Annotated in this window: 19 protein-coding genes; 6 read left to right on the top strand and 13 right to left on the bottom strand. The window is 44.7% G+C overall.

Annotation, left to right across the window (positions count from 1 at the left end):
• Positions 1–28 precede the first annotated feature (28 nt).
• The 4 genes from GJR95_RS11790 to GJR95_RS11775 form a co-directional block, all read right to left on the bottom strand.
• On the bottom strand, positions 29–1,633 hold the full coding sequence (locus tag GJR95_RS11790) for a LamG-like jellyroll fold domain-containing protein (RefSeq protein ID WP_162386051.1): 1,605 nt from the start codon (positions 1,631–1,633) through the stop codon (positions 29–31).
• Positions 1,634–1,794: 161 nt separating this feature from the next.
• Positions 1,795–2,595 (bottom strand): hypothetical protein, encoded by an 801-nt coding sequence (locus GJR95_RS11785; RefSeq protein WP_162386050.1) that lies wholly within the window; start codon positions 2,593–2,595, stop codon positions 1,795–1,797.
• A 6-nt stretch (positions 2,596–2,601) separates the two neighbouring features.
• Positions 2,602–3,078: a hypothetical protein gene (locus tag GJR95_RS11780; RefSeq protein ID WP_162386049.1), complete on the bottom strand. Its 477-nt coding sequence runs from the start codon at positions 3,076–3,078 to the stop codon at positions 2,602–2,604.
• Between the two features lies 1 nt (position 3,079).
• A complete protein-coding gene (locus GJR95_RS11775) occupies positions 3,080–9,502 on the bottom strand; it encodes an RHS repeat-associated core domain-containing protein (protein ID WP_162386048.1) in 6,423 nt (2,140 codons plus the stop codon).
• A 632-nt stretch (positions 9,503–10,134) separates the two neighbouring features.
• Between GJR95_RS11775 and GJR95_RS11770 the strand changes: the two genes are divergently transcribed.
• From GJR95_RS11770 to GJR95_RS11760, 3 genes are all read left to right on the top strand, one after another.
• Complete coding sequence (locus tag GJR95_RS11770) at positions 10,135–11,244, top strand: transposase (protein ID WP_162386047.1); 1,110 nt, start codon at positions 10,135–10,137, stop codon at positions 11,242–11,244.
• A gap of 441 nt (positions 11,245–11,685) precedes the next feature.
• Positions 11,686–12,705 (top strand): caspase family protein, encoded by a 1,020-nt coding sequence (locus GJR95_RS11765; RefSeq protein ID WP_262889780.1) that lies wholly within the window; start codon positions 11,686–11,688, stop codon positions 12,703–12,705.
• A gap of 128 nt (positions 12,706–12,833) precedes the next feature.
• Positions 12,834–14,021, top strand: a complete 1,188-nt coding sequence (locus GJR95_RS11760) for a phosphodiester glycosidase family protein (protein WP_162386045.1) — start codon at positions 12,834–12,836, stop codon at positions 14,019–14,021.
• 69 nt (positions 14,022–14,090) lie between these two features.
• Here the strand turns inward: GJR95_RS11760 and GJR95_RS11755 are convergent, their stop codons facing one another.
• Genes GJR95_RS11755 through GJR95_RS11740 form a run of 4 tightly spaced genes read right to left on the bottom strand, consistent with a single transcriptional unit; the run spans position 14,091 to position 16,899 of the window.
• Positions 14,091–14,609, bottom strand: coding sequence for a hypothetical protein (locus GJR95_RS11755; RefSeq protein WP_162386044.1), 519 nt, complete (start codon positions 14,607–14,609; stop codon positions 14,091–14,093).
• A 34-nt stretch (positions 14,610–14,643) separates the two neighbouring features.
• A complete protein-coding gene (locus tag GJR95_RS11750; protein WP_162386043.1) occupies positions 14,644–15,510 on the bottom strand; it encodes a hypothetical protein in 867 nt (288 codons plus the stop codon).
• Positions 15,511–15,528: 18 nt separating this feature from the next.
• Positions 15,529–16,146 carry a recombinase family protein gene (locus GJR95_RS11745; RefSeq protein ID WP_162386042.1) on the bottom strand — a complete coding sequence of 206 codons (618 nt, stop codon included), beginning with the start codon at positions 16,144–16,146 and terminating at the stop codon, positions 15,529–15,531.
• 27 nt (positions 16,147–16,173) lie between these two features.
• Positions 16,174–16,899 carry a plasmid pRiA4b ORF-3 family protein gene (locus GJR95_RS11740; RefSeq protein WP_162386041.1) on the bottom strand — a complete coding sequence of 242 codons (726 nt, stop codon included), beginning with the start codon at positions 16,897–16,899 and terminating at the stop codon, positions 16,174–16,176.
• A gap of 102 nt (positions 16,900–17,001) precedes the next feature.
• Between GJR95_RS11740 and GJR95_RS11735 the strand changes: the two genes are divergently transcribed.
• Positions 17,002–17,634, top strand: coding sequence for a DUF4113 domain-containing protein (locus tag GJR95_RS11735; RefSeq protein ID WP_232541157.1), 633 nt, complete (start codon positions 17,002–17,004; stop codon positions 17,632–17,634).
• 18 nt (positions 17,635–17,652) lie between these two features.
• Positions 17,653–17,856, top strand: a complete 204-nt coding sequence (locus GJR95_RS11730; RefSeq protein ID WP_162386040.1) for a hypothetical protein — start codon at positions 17,653–17,655, stop codon at positions 17,854–17,856.
• 71 nt (positions 17,857–17,927) lie between these two features.
• Here GJR95_RS11730 and GJR95_RS11725 read toward each other — a convergent pair whose 3' ends face one another.
• From GJR95_RS11725 to GJR95_RS11710, 4 genes are all read right to left on the bottom strand, one after another.
• On the bottom strand, positions 17,928–18,425 hold the full coding sequence (locus GJR95_RS11725; protein ID WP_162386039.1) for a hypothetical protein: 498 nt from the start codon (positions 18,423–18,425) through the stop codon (positions 17,928–17,930).
• 759 nt (positions 18,426–19,184) lie between these two features.
• Positions 19,185–19,406, bottom strand: coding sequence for a hypothetical protein (locus GJR95_RS11720; RefSeq protein ID WP_162386038.1), 222 nt, complete (start codon positions 19,404–19,406; stop codon positions 19,185–19,187).
• A 481-nt stretch (positions 19,407–19,887) separates the two neighbouring features.
• Positions 19,888–20,709 (bottom strand): hypothetical protein, encoded by an 822-nt coding sequence (locus GJR95_RS11715; protein WP_162386037.1) that lies wholly within the window; start codon positions 20,707–20,709, stop codon positions 19,888–19,890.
• A 142-nt stretch (positions 20,710–20,851) separates the two neighbouring features.
• Positions 20,852–21,514: a recombinase family protein gene (locus GJR95_RS11710; protein ID WP_162386036.1), complete on the bottom strand. Its 663-nt coding sequence runs from the start codon at positions 21,512–21,514 to the stop codon at positions 20,852–20,854.
• Between the two features lie 472 nt (positions 21,515–21,986).
• Here GJR95_RS11710 and GJR95_RS11705 point away from each other — a divergent pair, with 472 nt between their 5' ends.
• A complete protein-coding gene (locus GJR95_RS11705; RefSeq protein WP_232541156.1) occupies positions 21,987–22,472 on the top strand; it encodes a response regulator in 486 nt (161 codons plus the stop codon).
• Positions 22,473–22,946: 474 nt separating this feature from the next.
• Here GJR95_RS11705 and GJR95_RS11700 read toward each other — a convergent pair whose 3' ends face one another.
• Positions 22,947–25,175, bottom strand: coding sequence for a CHAT domain-containing protein (locus GJR95_RS11700; protein WP_162386034.1), 2,229 nt, complete (start codon positions 25,173–25,175; stop codon positions 22,947–22,949).
• Positions 25,176–25,213 lie beyond the last annotated feature (38 nt).

The raw sequence follows: 25,213 nt of genomic DNA, 5'->3' as shown, positions 1-25,213 counted from the left end.
TCATGGTCTTTACATCATGAAGACTTCCCTACTTTCGATTCAATAGTTGATTTAGCAAACCTTCCAACTCAGCCTGCTTTTGTTCTAATGCCTGTAACTTCTGAAGATCCTGTTGACGTTGCTGTTTTGTGGAAGTTAACTCCTTCTCTAACTGAATGCTGTACAGGGTTAACTCCTCTACTTTCTCTAGTAGAGAGGTATTCATCTTTACCAGATCAATGCCTTCTTTAGCAACTTGTTTTGCGGAGGGAATACCGGGTAAATGTTGGTACTGTTTAATATAAGTGTCAACAGAGGATAGTGGGCGAAGCTGGTAGGTAGGTGCAAAGACTTTATCGCTCCAATCACTGGCACTGCTAATGCGAAGTTGATAACGAGCTTTGATTACGTCCCCTTTCTCGTTGACAGTCAGAAATTGGTCAGCCGTTTGAGTAACTGGACTTTGACTGGTCAGTTGCTCGAAACGCACGCCAGATTCACCAGCCTGCTCACTACGAACATGTAAGCGAGCAGTTGGGGTCGATGTCCCAATACCCACATTAGCCTTATTACCCAGAATAATAGCATTACTGATAGCAACCCGACTGTTCGTTCCAATAGCTGTGGCATTGTGCAAGCCATTTTCCGACTGGCTATTGTAGCCAATCAATACATTGTCGCTGCCATCGGTTATTAAGGTGCCAGAGAAGGGGCCAATGATAATATTGTTGCTGCCTGTAGTGTTGTTAATACCGGCTTTTACGCCGACAAATGTGTTGTTTTGACCAGTAGTCGTACTTTTACCAGCTTGGTAGCCAAACATAGTGTTCGAGGAGCTAGTTAGTTGGTTACCTGCCTCACTGCCTACTAGTGTGTTTTGGCTGCCGGTGGTATTAGCAAAGCCAGTGCGGTAGCCCATCAAAGTGTTAAATGAACCGGTGGAATTGTCCCTGCCAGTCTGGTAGCCAGTGAATGTGTTGTTGGTACCTGAAGAGTTGGACAGGGTATTGCCAGCCATGTTACCCACCGAAGTGTTAAACTGACCGATGGTATGGATAAACCGATTAGAGCCAATTTTAGCAAATTCAGCCAACGGGGGTACAGGAGCCTCTGCAGTATACATCTGCTGAACTTCCGTATCCGTTAGTGCTCTATTGTAGATTCTTACCTCATCTAACGAGCCTGCGAAATAGTAAGGCCCCGTTGCAAAACGTCCGATTGCCAAACCTGAACTCGCTGTATTTAAGGTTACATTGGTAGCTGTCTTTTGCACAGTTCCATCCAAATACAGTTTTAATGTACTCCCATCATGAGTAAATGTCAGCAAATGCCACCGACCATCGTAATACTGAACTGCATCCGTTACTGCCAATGTATTGACATCCGTAGCAAAAAAGCCTAACGATCTTGTTGAATTATTGCCATCCGTATAGGTTCCAATATTATTACTCTGATTAGTACCCAGAAAACCCCATGAGACCATATATTGAGGTGAAGCAGGTATAGTAGTTTTAAACCAGACTGATATTGTCCTTGCAGCATTACCTGTAAGGATGCCCCAGTTTGAAACTACGATACAACCCGCCGATCCATCAAAATTATATGCTTGACTAGGGTTACCCAAACGGTCGTTTGTGGCCGAAACACCACCCACAAACGTGCCGTCTCGATTATTGCCGCTAGCATCAGTTGCATTCGGAGCATTGAATGGATAGTAGGCGACTAACCCATTTGTAGGTGCCTGCGCCCATGAGTAAGCCGAGATTAGTAACAGAAAAACAAAGAGAATTTGCGTTTTCATGAGGATAGTTTCAATCAGTAAGATGGAAAAACAATGGTATAATAGGGTTCTGTGGAAGGGTAGAGTAACTGCCCACCACCCTGTATCAAGAGCTTGGCGTAACCGGTAACGTTGACATTTATTAAGTGCCCATCAGCAAGATAAACGGCATCCGTCAATGTAGGAATCCGCCCACAGGACCAAACCGAAGGATCATTCCAATTGCCGGATTTGAGCGTGGTCAGCACATCGCCCGTTCCACAGCCGCTAGTGCCCGCCACATACGTAAAGGCAGACCCGGCACTAGCGCAATAGGGTTTTGTGCAGGTAGCTGTAAATTGTGTAACCGGGCCGTATACATCAATAATAGCACTATTGCCTGTTTGCCCGGTTGACCATTCTACTTTGCCCGTACAGCCATAGGCTATGAGTGTAACAGGTTGACCATATCGTACAATCGTAGCACTGGTCGCAACTGTAACTTCATCAAGCACGCACTGAATGATATCCACCGTTACGTTACTTACTCCCGGCACACAACCCGCTATTACACAGGAGGCCGAATATTGTGTCGTTACCGTTGGCGTAACCGTTACGTTAGCTCCCTGCTGCCCCGTTGACCATTTCACCGTGCCTGGACATCCCGATGCCGATAATGCCACCTGCTGACCAGGGTTCACCGCTTGCGGACTTGCCACAACCGAAGGCTGTGGACCGCTACCCTGCATTTTTTTGGAAATGCGGTTGCCACTCACGTCGTAGGCGAGAGTTGTGGTGGATTGGGCGAAAGTTGGGTAACACGCCAACCAAAGACTGATGAAAAGAAAAGTCTTCATACTGCTTTATACTTCCGAAAAACGATTTTCTAGTAAATCATTCTTAAGTTGTTCCACTTGTGTGTCTAATTTTTTTCGTTTTACAACTACTGTAAGTAAATCGAGCTTTTGCAAAATGGCTTCCTTTAAAAAGTCAAAACGTCCTTCTTCTGGCTTACTGAAGAAATTTTCTCCATTTATAATAATCGGTATGCCGATTGCTTTTTCTTTTTTTCTATAATTTTCAATCTCTTTCATATTTTGCAGCTCAACCAAAAGCGGATTTACATAAAATTGAAACAAAATCAATTCCAAGTCTTTACCGTAATGTGTGTGCTTCAATTTCTTTAACCTATTGCATATTCCCTGCTCTCCCCAGATATAGGTTCTAAACAAGTGTCCTTGCTCTGATGCTATATCTTTTACCTCTTGGCTTGCATCGGGATAGGGCTGTGTAACTGAAACAAAACACCCAAATATGCTATCTGTGTTTTTTTCTGTCATTTTAATGCATGTTTTTGTTTAGTGGCCCTCTCATAATTTGATTTTGTTGAGATTCCCATTCGTATGCTGCCCTCCTATTAGGGAAAAGCTGTTTTTCCATATACTTGTCAGACATGAAAGATTTTGTGTATCTAGACTCAGCTCTTACATTGGAGGTTATACCATTTTTCAAAAATGTACCGTCATTGGAATATAGTTTATATCCCCAAGTAGACCTCGTACTATTCAGAGAATTTCCATGAACAATCAATTCATCGGCTACTACAGCTCCCTCCTCAACAGCAGCCTCCCCAACAAAGCGGCTTAATCCTCTTACTGCTAATACTCCTAATGCAACTGGAGCTGCTTCGATTCCAATAAATGCTACGCCTACTATCACGGCAAAACCAACAAAACTTGACTCAGCTTGACCGTTTTGTGGTGAGAAAGTTTGAGGAGAATTGCCATGCCCTGGTGCCTCCGCATTATACATCCTCACAAAAGCACCAGAATTAGCCCCGTTTTCATAACTACCACCAGCTAGTAAAGAAGCTGTGCCACCGATGAATGATGTAATATTTACCCGAGCGCTGTAGTTGTCAGCTCCTCTTAGACTACTGATACCACTAATAAAAGGATCTGCAAAGCCAGATGCTGCTCCGGCGGCAAATCCATGTGAAAATTTATCCCCATTGAGCACACCCATGGTTCCCTGTATTACCCCATGCCCAATGGTTTCAATGCCAACATGAGCGGCCTGTTGTGCGAAGGAAGCTGAGCCGAAACTATTCCCACCGAGTGCCAGTTGCGCTAAATCGCCTACAGCATTTGTCAAGCCTGCATTCAATGCACCCAATACATTGCCTTTGACACTGTTGATCGCTCCTTTAACGCCTGCTGAGAAAGCATTTTTAAGACTACCTCCATTGAGTAACGTTCCCGTAAAATTTGCAGCAAAATTGCCGGCCGGAACAGCGAGATAAGGTCCGATGACTGGAATTGCAGCAACAACAGCTGTAACTACCTCTCTAACAACATAGACAATAGCAGTTTTAACAAGCTCCTTTGCTTTCTTCCATAGTTTACTAGCCCAGCTATACCCGCTCGGATCGGTATAACTCAATGGATTATTATTGCAGTAGCTATACCGATTTAGCGCCTGCAAGTCGGTCATGTCCTGAATGAAAGGATCAGGCGAGAGGAAGCGGCCCAGAACAGGGTCGTACACCCGCCCGTTCATGTCAATCAGGCTGAACAGATCATAGTGCTCGTGGTCTGTAAAGCCTCGCTCGTGGCTGCCTTTGAACAGGGTAGACAATGCCGTCCAGTCGGCATTACGTCGTTGCCCCCAGGCATCGAAGCTCATTTCTTCAAGCAAGACGCCGTTATCTCCGGTGAAGCCTGTAATGGAGCCGAGGTGATCCTTCAGGGTGTATTTCGTTGTGGTAGTCGTACTAACACCCTGCGTTTCCTTCACCACAATCCCTATCCCGCCAACGTAGCTGGTAATTTTGGTTCTGCCTGTCGCGGCAAAACTTTCTACTTCTACCAGACCGCCATTGACATAAATCTTGGTACGAATCAGTGTGTATGTCTGGCTTCCCGTTCGCTTTTCATACAGCTTCTGCATCACCCGCTGCTTGTCGGGCCCGTAGTAGATTTCGGCGTAGGCGGTGTCATTGGCAATCCGCTTTACCTTGTTAAAGGAGGTGAACTCCGTAGCAATGTCGAGCGTAAAGGAACATTGGACATTAGCGTTATTGGTCCGTACATTCAGCAGTCGGTGCGGGCCATTGTTTACTCCGCCATACTCATACGTTCCGACGCCCGATTTATAGGTAATGTTGCCTAATTCGTCATACCGGACGGTATCAGTGGCCGTGCCGTTCAGATAGGTCAGCGACAGGCGGTTCACATCGTCGTACTCAAATGACTCGCGTTTACCCCGCTTCACGTCCTGCCGCTCCATCAGGTGTGCCAGATCGTTGAACTGGTAGGTAAACTCCTGTAGTGTAGTGCCGTTGTAGGTCGATTTAATCCGTTGCAGGTAGTTGGTAGCTGCTTCGTATTGCTTCTCTGTCACTACCCCATTGCCAAACTGCTGTTGCGTCACGTCACCTTTGGCATCCATCGCCAGTACCTTCCAGAACAGGCCGTTATTCGCATCGTTGCGAAGCTCGGTCAGATAGCCGTAGGTATTATAAACGTGCCGTAACACCAGGCCTGAAGCCGGATAAGTCAGCTGGTCAATACGGCTTTGGCTATCGTATGAATAGGTGGTCGTATAGACCTGTCCGTTCACCCCTAATAGCTCAGTAGCTTTGCGGCCCAGATTGTCATACGTCAAGGTCTGGCTCGATACATAACTCACAACGCTGCTAAGTCGCCCGATGCCCTTATTGCCCTGATCAAACGTGTAGGTTGTCGTGCCTTCACGCTCGGTTTGGCTGATGAGCCGACCTATCCGGTCGTATTGCATGGTTACTACGTCGCCATTGGGATATGTCTGCTTCGTGAGCTCGCCAAAGCCGTTATATTCGTAGCGGTACGTCCCCATGTCGGGGTCGGTCATGCGGACTTTGTAGCCCCGAGCGTCGTATTCGTTCGTGATCGTGTTGCCTTTCAGGTCTTTAATGGTCAGCAGGCGGTCGGCGGCATCGTAAGTGTAATACACCTGAAGGCCATTCTGCCAACTGCTTTGCACCAATCGGTCTTTGGCATCTTCGATCTCCGTTTTTTTCTGGTTTTTGTAGTTGTATTGCTCCGTTACCAATCCGCCGTAAACCATGTTGGCCGAGCGCACCCCGCCCGTTTTGGTTTCGAGCGTCGTAATCAGACGACCCAGATTATCCAGCTGCTTTTCAGAATAACCTCCCGGTGACTCATTGGCGTAGTACGGAAATGAATCGCGGATTTTCTCTCGGTGTTCGGGTGAGGTTACACGGCTATACGTATGATCCACCTGTACCCACCGCCCGTCGAGTCCCCGGCTTTGCGTTCGCACGGCCCTATTGTACGAATCGAACTGTTCAAGACCCTCCTGTCCCGCGCTGGTTTTAGTGTATGTGAGAAAAACGGCTTCGGCGGGACTTTGATAGTCAACTGTACTTGCTTTCCAATAAGCTATCGTTTTCCACGACCCGTCCGGCCCGGTTTGCTTCACCGGCCGGGAGAAACCATCATATTCTGTTGAACTGGTCAGACTGTTAGGATCGGTAACGAGTATCGGAACGCCAAACCGGACATCATAGGCTGTCGTAGCAGTTTGGCCGAGCGGGTTTGTTACTTTCACTGCAAACCGGCGCGTGGCCGCGTCGTACTCCGTCTGCATAGTGCGGGTGTCGAAACCAGTTCCTGTCCAGGCATGAGTACTGCTTTGAGTAATATTGCCTGACGCGTCGTAAGTGTAGGTTTTCGTAACCTGCTCCTGGGCTGTCAGGTTGGCATCGGCTAATTCCTGCGTCAATAATCCTGACGCTGTATCATAGGTAAACGACGACTGCCGGGTAATGGTCGGCTGACTAGGGGCGTAACGGTACAGCGTCGCGTTGGTCAGTCGACCTAGAATCCAGCTGGCCTGATCGTTGGTGTATGTACTAGCCGTCGAATCGCGAAGCCCGGCTCCATAATCCACTACTACGTACAAAGGATTACCAAAATCATCGTGCGATTTAAGAACAGTCCTGGTTTTGCCGTTGACGTAATCGGTAGTCACGGCGCGCTGGTCGTAGGCCGCAAAACTGGTTGGGTAGGTAGCCGGATAATTGATGAGGGTGGGGAAGATTTCCGTTTTAGAAATCAGCACGTCGTTCGGATAATACTGCTCCGAACGAATCAGCGTTTGGCCCGTATATTTGAAATTGTCGGCATCCTGACGGTAGTAACGTATATTATAATTTCCGGTGATGGTGTCGCGCTCCCACATCTGCGAGAAGCCCCGAAAACCCCGTCCTTCAGTATTGATGGTTGCTCCTTTGTAGTGGTATGTCTTCGCTGTTTCATCGCCCGTACTGGTCCGGGTTTTCGTCTGCGACACCACATACAGGGGTGTTTGCACGTCAAGGTTCGGGAAGGTAACCTGCCCGGCCCGTTCGTAGAGTGCATTGTTGAGCATATTATCGTACTTCACCTGCACCACTAACCCCGCTCCATTCGTAATTTTCTTAAGCGAATAACCCTGATACTGCCGCAGCCGCTGTATGTAATATTTACTATCTGCTGCCCGGAAGTAATACAAATCCGCCTGAGAACCTTTCAGAAACGACCCGATCCGAAACTGATTGGCCGACTTGAACATGTCCACCGGCCAGACATTAAGCTGGGGAGTACTGGCGTTAAATGCAAAATTGCCCGTATTGATGAAGGAATAGTTTGTGCCATCCGTCGCGTTGAAAAACGTCATATCCAGCAATCCATCGGCGTTGGCATCGCTGGGATAGACGCCCGTGAAGCTGCTGGGTACCGAGGAGGGCAGGTTCAGGCAGATGGGTGAAACGGCGGCAGGGACAGCCCCAAACAAATAGGCGACGCCACTTCCGTTTGGATAGCCACCTTGATTCGGGTAAATGCACAACTGATTTGAGCCGGGTCGATATACCAACAGATCAAGTAATCCATCGCTATTGGCATCGACAAATAGCACCGTGTTGTTGGTGCCCACCAGCCAGGAAGGAGGAATGCTACTATTGCGGTCATAGCGGCTTAATCGGGCTTGAAACTGAGTTTTGCGTGTGGCAGCATCGGCCACCGTGCGTGTGGCCTCGGTCCAGATAATGACGTTATTACCCGTTGCTTTATCGTATAGTAACAGGTCTGTTAGGCCATCGCCGTTGAGGTCTTCAAAAACTTGATCAGGGTTGGTGAAGTTGAGGCCAGTACTATAGCCCGTTAAGGTCGATAACGACTGGTAGTACGTTGATGTAACGGCGGTGGTTGGTAGGGTTTTGGTGACGGAAGCCCCTGAAATCGTGGGGACGCCACTTGGATAGGCTAGATCTACAAAGTCGGTGATACCGTCCCGGTTTAGATCCACCGGAAAATCGTACCTGACATTATCGCCCAGCGTCCCCGTTTTGGTATAGTAGGCACAGGTATAAGGCTGTCCAGGTGGAGGATTGGATAGAAAATAGAGGTAAGAGTCAGCCCCTGCCGAGGCTGGTGTGTAGGTTACAAAAATATCATTGAGGGCATCACCGTTCAGCTCGCCCACCTGTACCCGATAATTATTCCCGACAGTTCCCGACTGGGTAATAGAGGTTGTAAACGTTCGGTCGCCATTATTGAGATAAAACTGAACCGTAAGCGTAGCTCCCGATACGCTGTAAGTAGCCATGTCGGTCAATCCATCGCCATTAAAATCGCCAAACAGGCGATTGGCGTCAATGCCCCCAGTGGTAATTTCTGCCGCTGTACCTAAGCTGGTGGTTTCGTTGCTCCACTCAAACGTCGTTGGATTGAAGGATTGTCCTGGTACTCCTCCGTCGGTTTCGTTGATCTGGGTTAAGAGGGAGTATTGATCTAGCGTATAAGACAGGTTATAGGCTCGAATCCGTGTGTTCTGGTAATAGACCTCTACGCTTTTAAGTCGCTTCGCGTAGGTATTTTTCTGCTGATACCGAATGCCGTACAGATTACTTTGGTCGGGCCGATCTTCATAGACAAACCGAATATTATTGTAGGGAGCAATGCCACTGCTACCTGTGTAATCAATTCGGCTGGGATAGACCTCACCCGTTGTTGAATTCTGGGTGTAGGAAAAGGTCATGTAATTCCCATTTCGGTCCTCAATTCGATTCACCAGCCATTGAATCGCCACCGTCTGACTGGACGGAGAGTTACTAACAATCCGACTATCCGTGGAATTCCCATATTGAAAAATTAGTCCGGACTTAGTATATGCTGTAAAGTAGTCAGGGCTGGTTGCAGTCGCATTTTCGGTCAGAACAACTTTGGTAAAGCTATTTTGCTCGGTGTAATACGCAGTCTGATTGTTTCCGTAGTTAACGTCAAAGGTCTGATTTGTCAGAATGGACTGGGGAGCCAAGACTAACCGCTCGCCATCTAAACTAAAGCGGTCATTTTTATCATAGGTAATGCCAGTTGCTACGCTCTTGGTTTGCTGATTAACATCGGCGGTTTCGTCTTGGGCGTGAGTCCGTGTTGAGCGACTGATCGTCGATAGGCCATTTAGATTCCACCCAAGACCCAAGTAGCTATTCCCATTCTGGCTACTATAACTGATGCCAATTTTAGGCTGTAAACTGGCAGTGCCGGGTGGTAAAACGAATGGAATTTGATATGTAGCTGCTCCCGCATCCGAAACAGCGAATTGTCCTGGCGTATAGCCGAAATTTTGCCCCTGTACAACTGATTGGCCATGAGTAGTGCCAATGCAGAGTAGGAATAAATGTAGAATATACCAATATTGAGTATACAATTTACTCATATGTGTCTGTGGATTCAAATAGGGTAGATACGTTTAGAGTATATGACACAATATGATCAAGAGAAAATAATCCAATTCATCCGATGCATCATAGGTATTTGATAGCTTGAAAGGCTTTTATAGGACGTCAGTCTGGCCATACAAAACGTCGATAAGAAATAAAGATTATACAACCATAATATTGAATTGAGTTACAGTAAGTTTAGAGCTTTATCTGTAAAAGTTTTCGACGAACTTCCCAAATTGCCTGTCTGCTTTCCGAAATTGCCTGAATGCTTTCCGGGTTATTTTTCTTTCCCTGTTGCAGGAAGTATGAAATAGCGATTTGACAAGGGCCTTCTTCCAACGGGGCATTTCTACACGCTAAGCAACTAAGGGTTAAACATAGCCCACCCCATGCGCAACAAGGTTAGCACGATTCTGGATTGCTAGATTGACTCATGGGTAAGGTCAATAACACTTTTTGAGTGATGACCAGATTGGGAATGGCTTTGATGAACTCCCCCGAGCTGGGGATGTTGCCAACATTCCGGGAAAATGTTTCAGACTACTGGACATAAGGGCGTTATTAGCTAAAAAGTGGGCAGTCTTAGGTAAGTTTAAGTCGACCAAGACTTAACCATACTTACCTCATGACTCACCCACTATTAGCCAAATGTAAGCCCTATTTTACCGATATTCCAGAGCATATCCTGCAAACCATGCTGCTGGTCTGTTCGGCCATTGTTCTGGCCCGCTCAACCAACCTTAACATCCTCAAAGATTACCTGCCTCAGCTGTTGGGTAATGCGAAAACCAAACCCTTTTCCCATTACAAACGACTTGTGCGCTTCTTTCGCTGGAGCGAACCCAACCAACTTATTCAGAGCGTTTTAAGGTTTATATTCCGCTTTCTGGAGGGCCATTGTACCTATTTGATCATGGATGCAACCACTTGGCAGGTTGGCAAAAAGAAGGTTCACCTGCTGACGCTCTGTATTCTTTTAGGGAAGACTGCCATTCCCATCTATTGGCTTCAGTTAGCTAAGAAAGGGCATAGCAATGAAGAGGAACGCAAACAACTCTTCAAAGAAGCCCTGGAACGGTATGACTTAAAAGGCAAAATTCTGCTGGCTGACCGTGAGTATATTGGTGAAACCTGGTTCGCTTTTTTGGTAAAAGAGAACATCGATTTCGTGATTCGTTTACCAGAAGGTTGTTATAAATTACCCATCGGAGCGGCTCCTGGAGCGGCTTACTCCAACCTGTGTCGCCAAGCTCGTTGGCGTAAACGAGGAGTTATCAAACCCTTTACACTAAATGGCTGTCTATTATCGGTGGTGGTCTTGAAAAATCCGCAGGCAGACCCCGCTGAACCGTTGTTGTTTTTTATTTCTTCCTTAACCCATAAAATTCAGATTAGTGAAGCCTATCGACTTCGCTGGCGCATTGAGGTCTGCTTCAAACAGTTAAAGTCACAGGGCTTCAATTTGGAAGACCTTAACTTCAAGAAAGACAGCAAGATCTTGTTGGTCATGGCCTTGGTCGTGATGGTCTACGTACTGTCTTTGCAGGCTGGATTTGCCAAGCTAGCTACCAAGCAAAAGACTTACCGGAATGGCAAGCAGAGTTTAGTGGTCTCCTTATTTCGACAGGGCCTATCGGTTCTGCGAAGTCAAGTCAAGTCGTTGAAGCAATTTATGGATTATCTGGAAAAGCGCATTCAAACCATAACAACGGGAAAATGGCTCTATGTCCAGTAGTCTGTATATCCGCCACGTAGCTAGTATTAACTATTGAATACCAGATAGTTACACGAAATCACCCCTTTTCTTGAAGCAGATGCTATCAGCTACTGGCTCGGTAGTTCGATTAAGTCGTTAGCACCGCAGTTAATTGCTGGTTTTCACCATGTTTTTGCATTAAAAGTCAAAATCGCCTTAGAAGCATCAAATTTGATTGCTTTTCTACTTACCTTAATAGAATAATTTTTGGCTGGTAAATACGAACGTTAAAGGCATAAAATTTTGCGTAAGTGCCTGAAATAAAACTAATTGAATCGAGTTCGTGGCGAAAAAGGCGCTTTTGTGTTAACTACCCCTTTGCAGAGGATTAATTCACCAAGGCGTCCTGAAATTTGCGTAAATAGTATAACTTTATATTAGACTGTAATCCATCTGATTACTAGATTGATATTCTACTTCATGATTCCACACCGATTATACTCACAAATAATTCTATCACTACTTCTGGTCTTGCAGCTAAGCCTAGGGGTTTGCCAGCCCAATTCACCTAAAAAAACTTCTCGAAGCATAACGTACGCCTTAATTATTGGCATATCCGATTATGCAGAAATGAATCCACTACACTTCGCCCATCGAGATGCTCAAGAGTTCGCTGATTTTCTTCAGACACCTGCATTTGCTCACGATTCGATTGTGGTAAAGGCACTACTAAATAAAGAAGCTGACGTTACCTCTATGTACCGCAGTGTTCGCAATTTCTATAATCGTGTCGAGCCAGGAGACAGACTTATTTTCTATTTTGCTGGTCATGGCGACTGTGAAACCGAATCATCAAAAGGTTATTTACTAGGCCATGAAACTCCTCTAGATAACTACCCCCAAACGGCATTTGCCCTCGACTGGTTAAGTGACATGGTTTCCCGGTTAATTTCGAAGGGTGTTTCTGTTTGGTTAATAGCCGATGCCTGCCGCGCCGGGCAACTAGCAAAAGAAGATGATAAGAAAAAGGTTCAGTATCCTATTTGGGAACGTTGGCCCAATTTTGGCAATCAACTCAATATTCTCGCCTGTCAAAAAAATGAACGCTCGTATGAGAGTAAAGATTTTGACGGAGGGCATGGTGCTTTTTCATATTACTTATTGAAAGGGCTTAAGGGCGATGCTGACGACAAAAATCAATGGCGCGATGATACCATTCGAGCGTACGAATTAAATGCTTATTTACTAGCAAACGTTCCGAATGCGGTACGTCCCCAAATACAAACACCACTAACATATGGAACAGACTTACAGGCTGTTTTAAGCATAACCCCTAAAATAATCGCTCAAAATTATTCCCAAATGACACCTAGTGATAGGCAATCGTTTGGCGCATTATTAGCCTCTCCAAAATTAGCGCCTAACAATAAAAAAAAACCCCGACTAACACTACTTCTGAATCAACTAAAATTGGTGTCCCTAAACAAGATCATATCATAAAACCGATTAAGAGTTCAACATCAACTAATAAAACAATAACTATACAGTTTAAGGCGGATAGCATCGTCCGTTTAAGTCCCAGCGAAAAGGTCAGAGCAATACAAACTGACGAAGCCTACTATTCGCTCATGGGCAAAATTCAGCCGAATATATTAGCCTACCTAAAAAGGGATTACACAGCAAAAGATAGTCTACTGTATTCAGGTATGCAAATTAGTATAAATAACGCCGTGAGAATGCTTCCGGCCAATCACCCCGATTTTCAATCAACACTTGCACTTAAATATTTTTTCGATGGTGTAATGTTTATAATAACTGGCAATGCTTCCCTAGCTAGAGGGGCATTTTCGTCTGCTATTTTATATGATAAACGAAAGGCTTTTTTTTATTATGAAAGCGGAAAAGCTAACTGGATAGCTAAAAGCCGTAGGCAAGCGATTAATTATTTTAATCAGGCTCGTCAGATAAGTCCAACCTGGCGTTTGTTAGATGAGCCAATATTAAATAGGAAGCTAGATCAACTAGATAGTCTCTATGCTAATGTCGCCATCTCCTCATTCAAAGGAAATACAACGGGAATAGCATATAAACCGTCGACAGGAGCAACTGAAGAAAAAGATTTTAGTGTTTCTGTCTTGGATAAGTCTAATCTATTCAAGCTCATCACGTTTCGAGGAAAAAGGTATCACGTTTGTGAGATTGATCCTCATGAGTACAAAATTGAATTGTTCAATAGGTTAGAAAACGCCAGAGGAGTATATACTTTTTCCTCCCTTTACACGAAAAAGAAAGATAAACTCCTATTCGCTATGAATGGTGGTATGTTTCAGTCAGACTTATCTCCGGTGGGTCTATTCATCTCAGAGGGGAATACAGTTAAAGATATCAATTTATCGACTGAACCTGAGGATAATTTTCACCGTCTTCCTAATGGTGTGTTTGGGATAGATTATAATGAAAATCCTTTTATTGTGACAAGTCAACAGTTTAAGAATAGTAATAATATAAGATTAGCAACTCAGTCAGGGCCTATGCTCGTCATTAACAATATATTTCATCCGACGTTTGTCAAAGGTTCATCGCAGGTAAATATCAGGAACGGCGTTGGCATAAACGATAAAGGACATGTTCTTTTTATCATCTCTGATAATCCCGTAACCTTTTACGAGTTGGCTGAATTATTTAGAGACCAATTAAAATGCAAATATGCCTTATATCTAGATGGAGCTATAAGCCAATATTACATTCCGTCGATAGATAAATATCCAAGGAGTGGACCATCGCTAGGCCCTATTCTAACAGTGAGTCAAAAATAATTATTGGTTCGAGCAGCCCTGTAAAATACTATTCTTTAGAGAGCATCAAAAAGTGTGGGGCAATTCGGGTCAAGCTGCCATTGGAACAGCTACGATAGCTGGTGGCCGAAAGCCGGGGAAACGGACTCGGAAACAATCATCCCACTCCTCGTTCAAGACCTTTGTGCGAGCCTGTAGCAGCAGATGCGCGCCTTTTTTGCTCCATTGCATTTGCTGATGCTTCACAAACCGTTTGGCAATCACCTGGTTGACCGTCGACTCCACGAAACCGGTTGAGACCCGTTCGCCATAACGGTGACGCTCCGAATAGTCGACGATAGAGGTTGTATTCTGACGCACATATGTGCTGAAATCATTCAGGTAATTCGTCAACACTTTCAGTTTATCGTATTTGCGGACAAGCAACTTATCCGCCCCGTGGTTAACCAGGGGCACATCTAGGTTATCGATTTTTTCCAAAGCCCGTTCTGCATTCCCATGCCACAAATGCCACTTGATACTGGTCAGTGTTTCGGCTACCTCTTTACCCCGTACTTCATCCACTTTGGTGAGGCCCAGTGCATACTGCTGAAGCACGGTGATTCGCATCGTTAGATGAAACCAATCCAAAATATGGGTCGATTCAGGATTTAGATAAGCTGTCAATGACCGGAGCGTCAGTGCACCATCCGTAAAGAATCAGTGCACCATCCGTAAAGAATTCAACTGATTGGTTGGCTTGTAGGCCTTGTGATCGCAGCACCTCAAACACCCGCCTTCGGGGTTTGGTGTCGTAATCCTGTACAAAACCAAAGCATTTGGCCGGTTTTTCATCGGGCATGCTCTTACCTGTAATGATCTCAAAACAGCCTTTTTTGTGCCAGTGATGAACGTAGCCACCGTCGATACCCACCACCAGGGGGCGGTCAGGAAGCGGCAGAGCTTCCCGTTCCAACTGACAGCAACTGTTGAAAAACGTAGCTTCAGGAGCTAGTTGTTTTTCTTGCTCTTCCACTACAGAATGAAGATGCTGCTGAATGGTTGTTGCATTGATTTTTTGATTAACAGGGAGCACTTCCTTAAGTAGGTCGGCAGTTTTCTGATAAGGAATCAGGCTGGCCCACTTGGTCTCCAGATACAGCCGCTCTGGGGTCACGTGCTGGTTGAGAATATCGTTGAGAGGGCTGAACGTTTTGGCACCCGTCTCGTCTTGAGTCTGCGGAAGATAGAAGCGAGGACTATCAACCCTTACATCGCCAAACAAAGTTTTTAATTGGACTGGGTAGGAGCCTTTCTTACGTAAACCAACTGGCACATGCGTCTTAGCATACTGCCCTATTTGCCTATCAATCAACTTTTTCTGAATCGTTTTGAGCATTTCTTTGGACTCAGCCAAAGTCAGACCCAAATTTTGCATGGTCAATTCGCCCCGATTTAGGCTGAAAATATCCTCTGTTATTGGCTCCTGTTCATCCGACAGGCAAGCCACGACTTGTACTTTGAAGTTCATGATTGAAGGAAGTTAGAATTACAGCAGGGTTTTCACTTTACGGACGGTGTTGATCGACACCTCGCACAGTTTAGCGGTTTTGCGCACACTCAGGCCCGCACGTAGGTTGCGGGCCACCGAACCATACTTTTTCAGAAAGGTCGCTTTTTCTTCCACTGTCCCATCAGGCCGACCAATCTTCTTGCCCTGCCTACGAGCTTCCTCCATGCCGGATAAAATCCGTTCCCGAAGTGTTTCCCGTTCCAGGCGGGCAAATTCGGCCAGTAAGGTAAACATGAACTGAGCGACCGGATTCCGTTTACCGTTCTTAAGCGTCTCAATACCAAAGTTTTGGACGTAGATACTGATGCCTAGCCGGGTTAATTCGTCAACAACTTGCAAGACTTCGACGGTTGATCGTCCCAGACGAGACACCTCGCAAACAAACACTTTCTGAATGGCTCCCTGTCGACACAATTGTAACAACTCCTGAATCCCGCCCCGCTCCTGGTTGGTACGGACACCGCTGATCTTTTCCGAAATCTCGGCCACTACCCGCACTGATTGGGTTTGAGCAACTGCTCTGAGGTCTTCCAATTGTCGATGGTAGTCCTGCTCTTTTTTGGATACCCGAACGAAGATGACGGCCTGTTGCATACGCCAAATCTACGCAGCCTGTATCAACTAAACCATCTGGTTATCTTGATACGAATTGGGCAGGGGTTCATGCTCGAAAAAATAGTCGTGGCCCCCTCTGCTGTATAGAAAATCCGACTGACCCTTAAGTTGATACAGTTTAGCTAATCGCCGATTGACTTCGGCTCGATCAAACTGCTCCGACCGATACGTCCAGAACCAATCCGGCACATCCAGATCCTGTTCGTCAATCGTCTCTCCCTCCATAAGCCCCATGACTAAATCCCGCATCCAGCTAAATTGATCCAAAGTGCGTTGCCGATAGGCTACTATGCCGCCAACTTCTTCAGGCGGGCAAGCTCGTCGTCCGCTCAGACAGAAAGGGGGTTGCAGCGATTTAGCAGCCGTTAGAATTTTCTCGACACGTATCTGATGCAGCCAATGATCGGTAAAATCGTAGGTGTAGGTGAACTTGTCGTTCATCCGCCAGGCAAAATCACCCAGTCGAACTTGATTCGCATCATCGGCAAAATAAAATCCTCCGTACCGAATGCCGTACTGCTTTCCCCAGATGTGAAAGCTGTGTAAGTGCCAATTCTCCCAGCCCATGACAACCTGGAAAATATGATGGAGTTGAGCTAAAGTGGTGTCAGCCCGCACCGACAGCCGTCGGTAGATCTGGGGAGTGATGCCCAATAGATGAATCTTCAGGTGATAGATCAGCTCACCAGGCGGCTCTTCTTGGCGGAGTGGATTGGTGAGCTGCTTTTCCATTTAACTAACCGATTCATAGGCTATTCAAAGTTAGTCGGTTATGGTTAAGATGCCAGTTGCCCCACACTTTTTGATGCTCTCGATGAATGGATACGACAGGCGATGACCGTAAACGGTCTCAGGCTCGTGCATGAATTACGGGGCCTTCCCTGCAAATTATTGGCGGTTAGCCCACCGGCCAAGAAAACGATTTGTGCAGCGCCGAGCTTTGGGAAGCTCATTCCGGATTTGGCCACCATCACTGATGCCCTGACGACTCACCTTTCCCGAAGTTGCGAGAAGCTCCGCAAACAGGATTCATTATGTGGAGCAGTTACGGTGTTTCTGCACACCGATCGATTCCGTAAGACACCCGGCAATTTCTTACCCTCCAAGCAGTACGCGGGCAGCATTACCCTTGTTTTGCCTCACCCAACGAGTAGCACATCCGAACTACTGAAATACGCTGAATCGGGGCTTAAAGCCATCTTTCGTTTTGGCTATAACTACCTCAAGGTGGGCATTATGCTATCGGATTTAGTACCAGGAGACTATCGACAGAAGGGTGTATTTGTAGACGGTCCTGACGAGAAACTAATTAAGTTGTCGGCCGTTGTGGACAAAATGAACCGTCGATACGGTCAGGATAAACTCAGGTTAGCTTCTCAGCAATACAATCCCGATTGGCCCATGAAACAGAAGTACCTCAGTAAGCGATATACGACGCGTTGGGAAGATATATTGGAAGCAAAGTAGGCTTAAGTCGACACCATTATGAACCGAGTCATTGCGCCGGGGGACCGGGTGACGGTCACACCCGTCAAAAAGGGCATTACGCGTCAATTGTACAAAGCCACCGTGATCGCCTGGATGTCGTCGGGCAAACTTAAAGTTCAGCCCGATGGGGATAAACGCCAGAGCTCGAAACTGGTCAACCCTAACGATGTGAAGAAGTTGGCCGATAAACAACCCCTATAAGGGATATCCCAACATTCGTACGATCGGATGGCCATCCCCCAATAGGGGTAGTTGCAACCAGTGCAGAAAAGTTAGTTAGAGGAAAACTCTTTCCCGCTCAGGAACCGGCTCACCTGTTCACCATAGCGAACTAAATCAGGCATTAGCTCATCCGGCATCACCTGCGTTTCCAGTCCCCAGATCATCAACAGTTTTGAGGTTATCGGAGAGATTTCCTCAGGCGAGTCCGGGGCGACAATAAATAAGGCCAGCAACAAGGCCAGTATACGACCCGCTAAGGGTAAGCTTCTCAGTAGGCCAAACACCGCAGCAGGCCCCTGGCCAAACAACTCATGAGCTTGCTCCAGGCTAACGCCCAACTCACTGGCCAGCACGGCAGGTAGCGACTGAGGGGCAACGCTTAAATAAGAACCCGCCTGGGTCGCTTTCTTGGTTTCGACGAGTGGGTATTGCGTGGCGTAGGCCATAAACAATAGACTCACGATCGCTTGCCGCTGTTGGCGGGTGGTTTTGGCAAAACTAACCCCCAGGGATTGTCCTGGTATCGGTATGGGAAAATCGTCAGCCATCTTGAAACGTAATAGTCTTGGTTGGGTGTCTTAAGATTAAATAAGGGAGGTTGCCGCACAGCTAAGCTGCCAGCGGCACGGTCGGAATATCAAGCGTGGCCCGCCCAATCCAGGCCGGGCCGCACCACCGCCGTTGCGGGGCCGTCAACATGGGGTGTATCTAAAAAAACGGATCAAATTCGTCATGGCTCGACCGTAAGAACTTGATACTCCTTTGATAAGCTGTATCCGATTCTCAGCTAACATAGATAGCTGGTACATTGAAAATGGGTACGAGTTTAGGAGACAGAGCCATAGCGGTTTCTGATTACTCGGCAGCCTTTCTTGACTTGTACCCGAAAAGGAACGTTTTAATGCGCTTACAGTCATGTATTTACCGACATGACTGGCTTAGTAATTGTCTGAGCGAGTCGTGACGAATTTGATCCCTTTTTTTAACTAGACCCAACATGCTGGGAAAATGGCTCATTAGATCGTATTAAGCCTTTGAATGACAAACTATTATGGCTTAATCGCAATCTCAACGCTGCGCAACTTTCCCCAATCAATGGGTAAGGCATTTTTCAGCACGTCTGCGGTAGTTGCAACTATTTTCAGGGTTGTATGTACGAAAAGCAACCCCAAAATAGCCGGTTGAGGTTTTGACTGTATGCCAAGACTGACGGGGATTTACTCGTAGTTAGGCAACGGATAAAGTCTAGAATTTTCAGACCAACTACTAACAACGGATGTTTCGGATAGCGATAACTCCGTCAGCCTTTACGTGTGCGCCTGATTGTCCCAGTTTTCCTGAGGCCACTGCGTATACACTTCCTCCAGCGCTTTTTCACAAGCCACAGCAATGGGGTACTGCATCGCTTGCGGGACGTTCATGGTGCCCAGGGTGATCTTGGCCAGCTTCTTAATGGCCCAATTCTGGTCCTCATCGCACAGACTCATGAGTTGATTCAGGTGCGCTCTGATTTGGTCTTCGTGGTTCATGCTCGTTTGATAACCAATGAATAGATTTCAAAAGGTAGGCTTTACTTACCGTAGTCAAGATACGGATTTATCGATGACAAAAGCCCGGTATACATTTTTTGTTAACGAGGCTATGGCCACAGATTGAGCCGTATTCAGGAATTGACGAAGCCTGTGGTGGTATTACCGATTGAATTGGAAGAGTTGATCCAATACCGGTGTTTTTCGAATGGACAATGGGTAGGGATAAAAACCGATTTGGCGCTCTTCTCGAAGTTCAATCAGACCAAACCAGGCGGCAAACTGCTCCATAAACCGCCACCGGTACACGGTTGCAACTACCAAAGCGGGCCAGATATCAAATAGCCTACTTGAAGTCAATCAAAAAGGTCAAAATCAGTCTTAAAATAGCCATTATGGACAACTGAAACCCTATGCTTTCGTTTGACAATCGGGCAAAGCAAAAGGGACGTTTATACTTGTCAATCAAGGTATTACATTCCTATTTGATATTTGGCCCCGATTGGTAGTTGCAGCCGTACACCCGCTCAAACGTCAGCGACAGGCCCGCTAGTCGGCCGGATGGAATCGGCTCGCCCAAGTGGGGAAAAGCCCTCAGCAGTTTGGCCGCGTAAAAATCTACATCCCGCCATTCGGTTCCATACTGATGTACTAGGTGCAGGGAATAGGCCCAGCCAAAATGACCCACATCCGTTTGGGTATCGTCCAGATAAGCCCAGTTAAAACGCAACGTATAAGCCTGAAGTAACTGTTCAACCAGAAAAGCTCGCTCCTTACCTACCGCCTGCTTGCCTGATTTGGTTAAGGAGAATGTATTCTTTCGTTTCTTGACATAGGCACTCAGCGACAGACAAGCTTTCAAGGCCTGAAGAAAGCGCACATTGTCCTCGGAAATCTTTTTGGTAATGCCTCGTTCGATGTCGTCCTGTACCAACAGCTTGCGCTCATAGAGGTTTCGGCAGAGGACCAAGGGTAGATTCCCTTTGGGCGTTAGTTTGATGGGTGGGCCCACGAGTAGCTGCTGGTAAAGCGTCTCCATCAAGACAAAGAAGGGAATCTGATCCAGTAGCGAATCCGTCAGATTATTCTGTAAACGTAGGAGCGATCCATCTCCCCAGGGGTCACTCAACAGACTATGCATCTGCTGGGGTGAAAGACCGTCGAAATCGGGATGAGGCTGCTGATTGCGGGCTTGGGTGAAGGCAGCCATTTTGCGGTTTACCTCTTCCAGTGATAGCTGGCCTTTGGTGACCTCGGGATGAGCAGCCAGGAAGGCTTGCCAGATGTCTTGAGCGACTCCCATACGATAGGGTATAAAGCATGTTCGTGAATGAGGCAAAGGTAAGGCAATTCAAAACGAGACGTCTTTCATCGTTCGGCTATTTATCGTGATGGAACATTGGCTTAGCTGTGCGGCTCTCCCCTACCTAGTAGCTAGCCCATTATTATTCCAGCACAATCGTTTCGCTCATCAATCGGCGTACCGATTCGGCTTGAAACAGCTTTCCTTTTCGCGTCCGGAAGCCGGTTTTATTGAGTCGTTCGGCAATCGCCCTCATCGTTAGTTTATCCCGCTGATAAAGTCGGATCAGTTCGGCGGCTTGCTGATTAGCCGGGTGAATTCGGGCGGCTTCTTTGCCAACATCCGTTCCTTTCCGTCGGCCTTCATCACAAAAATTTTCGGGTTTGCCTAACGTAAAACCCCGGGCTTTCTTTTGGTGTAAAGCGGCTCTTGTTCGTTCAGAGATCTTGCGCAGTTCATCCTCAGCCAAGGCGGCTTTGATGTTAATAATCATGTCGGAGTCATTGAGACAATCCAAAGCCGTGAACATGACTTTGTTCAAGCGCAGGGCAACCAGAATTTCCAAATTCCGCAACACCCGGTCCAGCCGGTAGGCAATCAATTTGGCATTTTCTTTCTGGCAAAGTTCAATGGCTTTAGCTAATTCCTTCCGGCTGGTTTTGCCCCCCGATTCAATTTCGATAAAGTCGCCGATCAACTGATCACCACAAAAGGCGTGGATACCTGCTTTCTGGGCATCGAGTCCTAAGCCGCTCCTCCCCTGCTTTTGGGTCGATACCCGATAGTAAGCAACATATTTCACCATAAGTAGGCTATTGGTAGACAAAAAACATGTTTGTCACAAGACTACAACGTGCGTTCTTGACTTGTGACAACCCTCAAATTTAGTCATAACAAACCAATCCACTAAGCTGACAACCTGTCAATTTGACAAAGTTGGGAAAAGTGGGCTAGCACTTCGCTGAAATCGGTTGGGTTATCAGCGAAAACTACGCTCAACTACCTTTTTTGATACGGGGCCGTTTCGGTCTGGATCGAACCGGGGATTTTGGTTGAGTAGGTTGAGACGGCGTAGGTTGAGCAGGGTTTGTTTCGTTGACGTTCATAGAATCGGTTATAAGTACTTCATTCAACCGGTGCCCTTGGAGTTAGGTTTGATTCGTAGCGCTACATTGAGCTTACGTGCACCAATCAGTGCGATCAAGTAATAGTTGGCAGATTTTCCGGTAAGGAAACTGTTCAAACTGCCAAAAGAATCCCAAACCGACAAATGCAGCATGATCAATGGTTTTGAGCATATTTGGGAGATAATAGATCTCCCCACTCAGTTAACTTGGCCCATGAACAAAAACGGACCCGTCATTCTCATTGAAGATGATGCCGATGATCAATTCCTGTTTGAGCAAGTCTTTAGGAAATTAAACTATCCCAATCATGTCAGATACTTCCCCGATGGACAAGAAGCCTTGGATTACTTGTTGTCGACTGCCGAATTACCTTTTCTGATCCTATCGGACATCAACATGCCCCGCTTAAACGGGATCGAACTGCGGGAGAAACTGCACCGCGATGCGGCCTTGCAACTTAAATGCATCCCTTACTTATTTTTCTCCACAGCCGCCAGCCAAGAGATGGTGATCAATGCCTATAGTCTATCGGTCCAGGGTTTTTTCGTCAAGCAAAACTCTCTGGATGAACTTGAGAAAAGTATCTATTTTATCATGGAGTATTGGAAACGATGCGCAGCCCCCAATAATTTTTAGATCACTAACCGGTCGTTGTAGCGTGTCGATCGGGGACCACCTACTGGCACCGATCAGATTTTAACTAGTTGCGATGAGGTAAATTGTTGCCTACGAAAGTAATCATTCAGGTATTGAATGAAGGGTTTTCGTGAACGATTTTTGACTTCTTAATATTATTAACTACCACATTGATCTATAGCGCGTTGCAAGTTCATTTAATGTTATTTACAAGCCTTTAATTGAACGGATTTTGGCAAAGCGGAAAATCGACTGTTGATGTTGGGCGGATGTTGATATTGGGCGTAATTTTCTAATATTGAACCTGAGCGCTGCTGTAAGACCACATAGCAAACAAGCCATAGGTAAAAAGTATGTTAATTAAAGTAAAGAGTAAAATATTGATTTTTTTAGGAAGTGTTCCATATTCCTCAATGCAGTTTAATACCACCAGAATTTTTACAAATTTATGATTTGGCGAAGCGATATAGATTACTAATCTTCTATAGTAGTATCATTATTAATCAAATGAGCATCTTTCCAAGTTTCAAATAATAACAGATCACCTCGGCCTAAATTACTGTAGAAAAGGTATTCGGGAACAATAGCATCTAGTGCTGCTTGATCAATTTGGTTGAGCCTTCTTATATTTTTGCTTAATTCTGTATATAGAGTTCTTCTTGTATTAAAAAACATAGATTCAACAAGTGCATCTACGTTTTGTGAAGAAATATCTTTTTTTGATATTTTTACTTTTTCACGTACCTTTTGATATGTTGTTTGGATGTATGATGTTCTTATTATATGACTTATAAACTCTAACCAATTTTTATGTAAAATTTGATTAGAGGCTTCTCCTAGCTTATTAAGCATCCTTATGTAAAGAATAGACGCAGCGTTTATTTCAACTGGGAGATATGTTGTAGTAACGGAGAACGCACCGGTCTGAAAAAAAGCGTTTGCGACTGTATTAACTATTCCATAAGTAGGTGCTGTACTACAGGCAGATAGAAATACAATTGGAGCAGAGATATGATTATTTTGTATAACTTCATGCGTTAATCTTTCATCGCCTATCTCTAGATAAGTGGATTTTTCCTCGCTATTGTACCCACCATGACAATCAAAAATTAATAAATCTGGTTTATGTTTCTCGACAGCATCAATAACAGCTTGAATATTTTCACACGAAACAATCGTAAAATTTTTCTTTTTGGATAAAGCGATACATTCTAAACGCCAAACTTCAAATTCCTTTTGATCTGAGCCGAAAATGATTAAAGTTTTTTGTAAAATATCTTTGGGTATAGTGTATTGAAAAAGGCTATGGCTTGAATACAATGCCATCCCTACTCTTGGTGAAGTTTCAGGTATCCTACAAACATCATGTGTAAAAGCAAGTGGAATTCCATCTATCTCTAGCCACTCTATTGGCAAATCAGATATTACAATTATTTGCCTATCACGCAGTTTAATTATTTCTTCTAATTTTTTTGATATAATCCTTTCTTTCAGTAGTTTACCAAACTTAATAATTACTTTTTTTATGTTTCTTCTATTATTTGGTCTAGATATGTTTGAATGTAATTCAGCGCGAAAAAACGATAATTCTCTATAAATTGATTTCCCAGAAAGAGGAAGGCGAATTGTAGGAGAGAACCAAAATGATGAATGCAAAAAAGATATATCGTCTAAATAAAGCATTTTATCTTGTCTGTATCTCATGCTCAAACTTAAAGCTTCTACTATCAATTTATTGTCAGAATATAATTTATTGTGTGAATCATTTTTTTGAAGATTAACATAATTTTCTGATTGTTCCGTAGTTATTGATTTTACAAATAATTCCATTAAGGGTGAATCGGCTATTTTTTTATACACTTTTAAATCGGGGCTAATAAATGGTGCAACAATTATTAAGGGTGCATATACTGGTTGAAACTTTGTGCTTAATTTGAAAAGCTTTTCATTTAAGGCTAAACCGATAATACTATCAATTATATTGATCTGTTTAACCAACAGATTTTGCCTCTCAAATGAGTTAGGCTTATCCATCGCTTTTTTTGACTGCAAAGCCAATATTTTATGAAACTCTTCTTTTGATGGCTCTTTATCAACCAACGGTGAATTGCCGATTATACTGTTTATGAGAAAATAATTATTAATAGTAGGTAAAAAATATTCATATTTATTTTCAATATTCGATGAAAGTTTTTTGTAGATATTTACATCTAGCAGGGGGATATTTAAAGAAGTAAATATTTTATCCTTATTAATATCATATATATATTTGTAAAAATCTATATGATCTTCAATTGTATTTTCTAACTCAAAATCTACATTATCTTCATTATTGAAAATGCAATAATACCTTAAGTGATTGTGATAGTATTTAAGTGACTTACATGTCTCTTCTAAATCACTTTTAGCATCCAAAAAATATAATTGTAGCCTAATTTCATTTGACAAATCTTGAACAAATTCTTTACTATAATAATCATATAAAACAGATACGTTATATCCATTATTGAATAAATATTTGTAAGACAATTCATAATAAGTAAAAGCATCAATGAATTGAGATATATCTTTAGGGCATTTCTTAATTATGTTTATGATCTCATTGGAAAATTCTGTAGGTTGGGTAATTAAAAGCTCGTCGGGTGGTTCTTGAGTTATTATAATATAATGTACCTCTGAAAATGCTCTTTTACGTAGTTCCATTTTTGAAAAGTAATTAATTTGCCTTTACTTAAAAATTT

Source organism: Spirosoma endbachense (assembly GCF_010233585.1).
GTDB lineage: Bacteria > Bacteroidota > Bacteroidia > Cytophagales > Spirosomataceae > Spirosoma > Spirosoma endbachense.
Note: the sequence above shows the minus strand (reverse complement) of the source record. Positions and strands in the feature narration are given on the sequence as shown.

What these genes read in the sequence shown, in the direction of transcription:
- GJR95_RS11760 (WP_162386045.1), top strand. Translation starts at nt 12,834, where the DNA reads ATGGGCAAAATTCAGCCGAATATATTAGCCTACCTAAAAAGGGATTAC.
- GJR95_RS11770 (WP_162386047.1), top strand. Translation starts at nt 10,135, where the DNA reads ATGACTCACCCACTATTAGCCAAATGTAAGCCCTATTTTACCGATATT.
- GJR95_RS11710 (WP_162386036.1), bottom strand. Translation starts at nt 21,514, where the DNA reads ATGGTGAAATATGTTGCTTACTATCGGGTATCGACCCAAAAGCAGGGG.
- GJR95_RS11750 (WP_162386043.1), bottom strand. Translation starts at nt 15,510, where the DNA reads ATGAACTTCAAAGTACAAGTCGTGGCTTGCCTGTCGGATGAACAGGAG.
- GJR95_RS11775 (WP_162386048.1), bottom strand. Translation starts at nt 9,502, where the DNA reads ATGAGTAAATTGTATACTCAATATTGGTATATTCTACATTTATTCCTA.
- GJR95_RS11755 (WP_162386044.1), bottom strand. Translation starts at nt 14,609, where the DNA reads ATGCGAATCACCGTGCTTCAGCAGTATGCACTGGGCCTCACCAAAGTG.
- GJR95_RS11765 (WP_262889780.1), top strand. Translation starts at nt 11,686, where the DNA reads ATGATTCCACACCGATTATACTCACAAATAATTCTATCACTACTTCTG.
- GJR95_RS11720 (WP_162386038.1), bottom strand. Translation starts at nt 19,406, where the DNA reads ATGAACCACGAAGACCAAATCAGAGCGCACCTGAATCAACTCATGAGT.
- GJR95_RS11730 (WP_162386040.1), top strand. Translation starts at nt 17,653, where the DNA reads ATGAACCGAGTCATTGCGCCGGGGGACCGGGTGACGGTCACACCCGTC.
- GJR95_RS11740 (WP_162386041.1), bottom strand. Translation starts at nt 16,899, where the DNA reads ATGGAAAAGCAGCTCACCAATCCACTCCGCCAAGAAGAGCCGCCTGGT.
- GJR95_RS11745 (WP_162386042.1), bottom strand. Translation starts at nt 16,146, where the DNA reads ATGCAACAGGCCGTCATCTTCGTTCGGGTATCCAAAAAAGAGCAGGAC.
- GJR95_RS11715 (WP_162386037.1), bottom strand. Translation starts at nt 20,709, where the DNA reads ATGGGAGTCGCTCAAGACATCTGGCAAGCCTTCCTGGCTGCTCATCCC.
- GJR95_RS11780 (WP_162386049.1), bottom strand. Translation starts at nt 3,078, where the DNA reads ATGACAGAAAAAAACACAGATAGCATATTTGGGTGTTTTGTTTCAGTT.
- GJR95_RS11785 (WP_162386050.1), bottom strand. Translation starts at nt 2,595, where the DNA reads ATGAAGACTTTTCTTTTCATCAGTCTTTGGTTGGCGTGTTACCCAACT.
- GJR95_RS11705 (WP_232541156.1), top strand. Translation starts at nt 21,987, where the DNA reads ATGATCAATGGTTTTGAGCATATTTGGGAGATAATAGATCTCCCCACT.
- GJR95_RS11725 (WP_162386039.1), bottom strand. Translation starts at nt 18,425, where the DNA reads ATGGCTGACGATTTTCCCATACCGATACCAGGACAATCCCTGGGGGTT.
- GJR95_RS11735 (WP_232541157.1), top strand. Translation starts at nt 17,002, where the DNA reads ATGACCGTAAACGGTCTCAGGCTCGTGCATGAATTACGGGGCCTTCCC.
- GJR95_RS11700 (WP_162386034.1), bottom strand. Translation starts at nt 25,175, where the DNA reads ATGGAACTACGTAAAAGAGCATTTTCAGAGGTACATTATATTATAATA.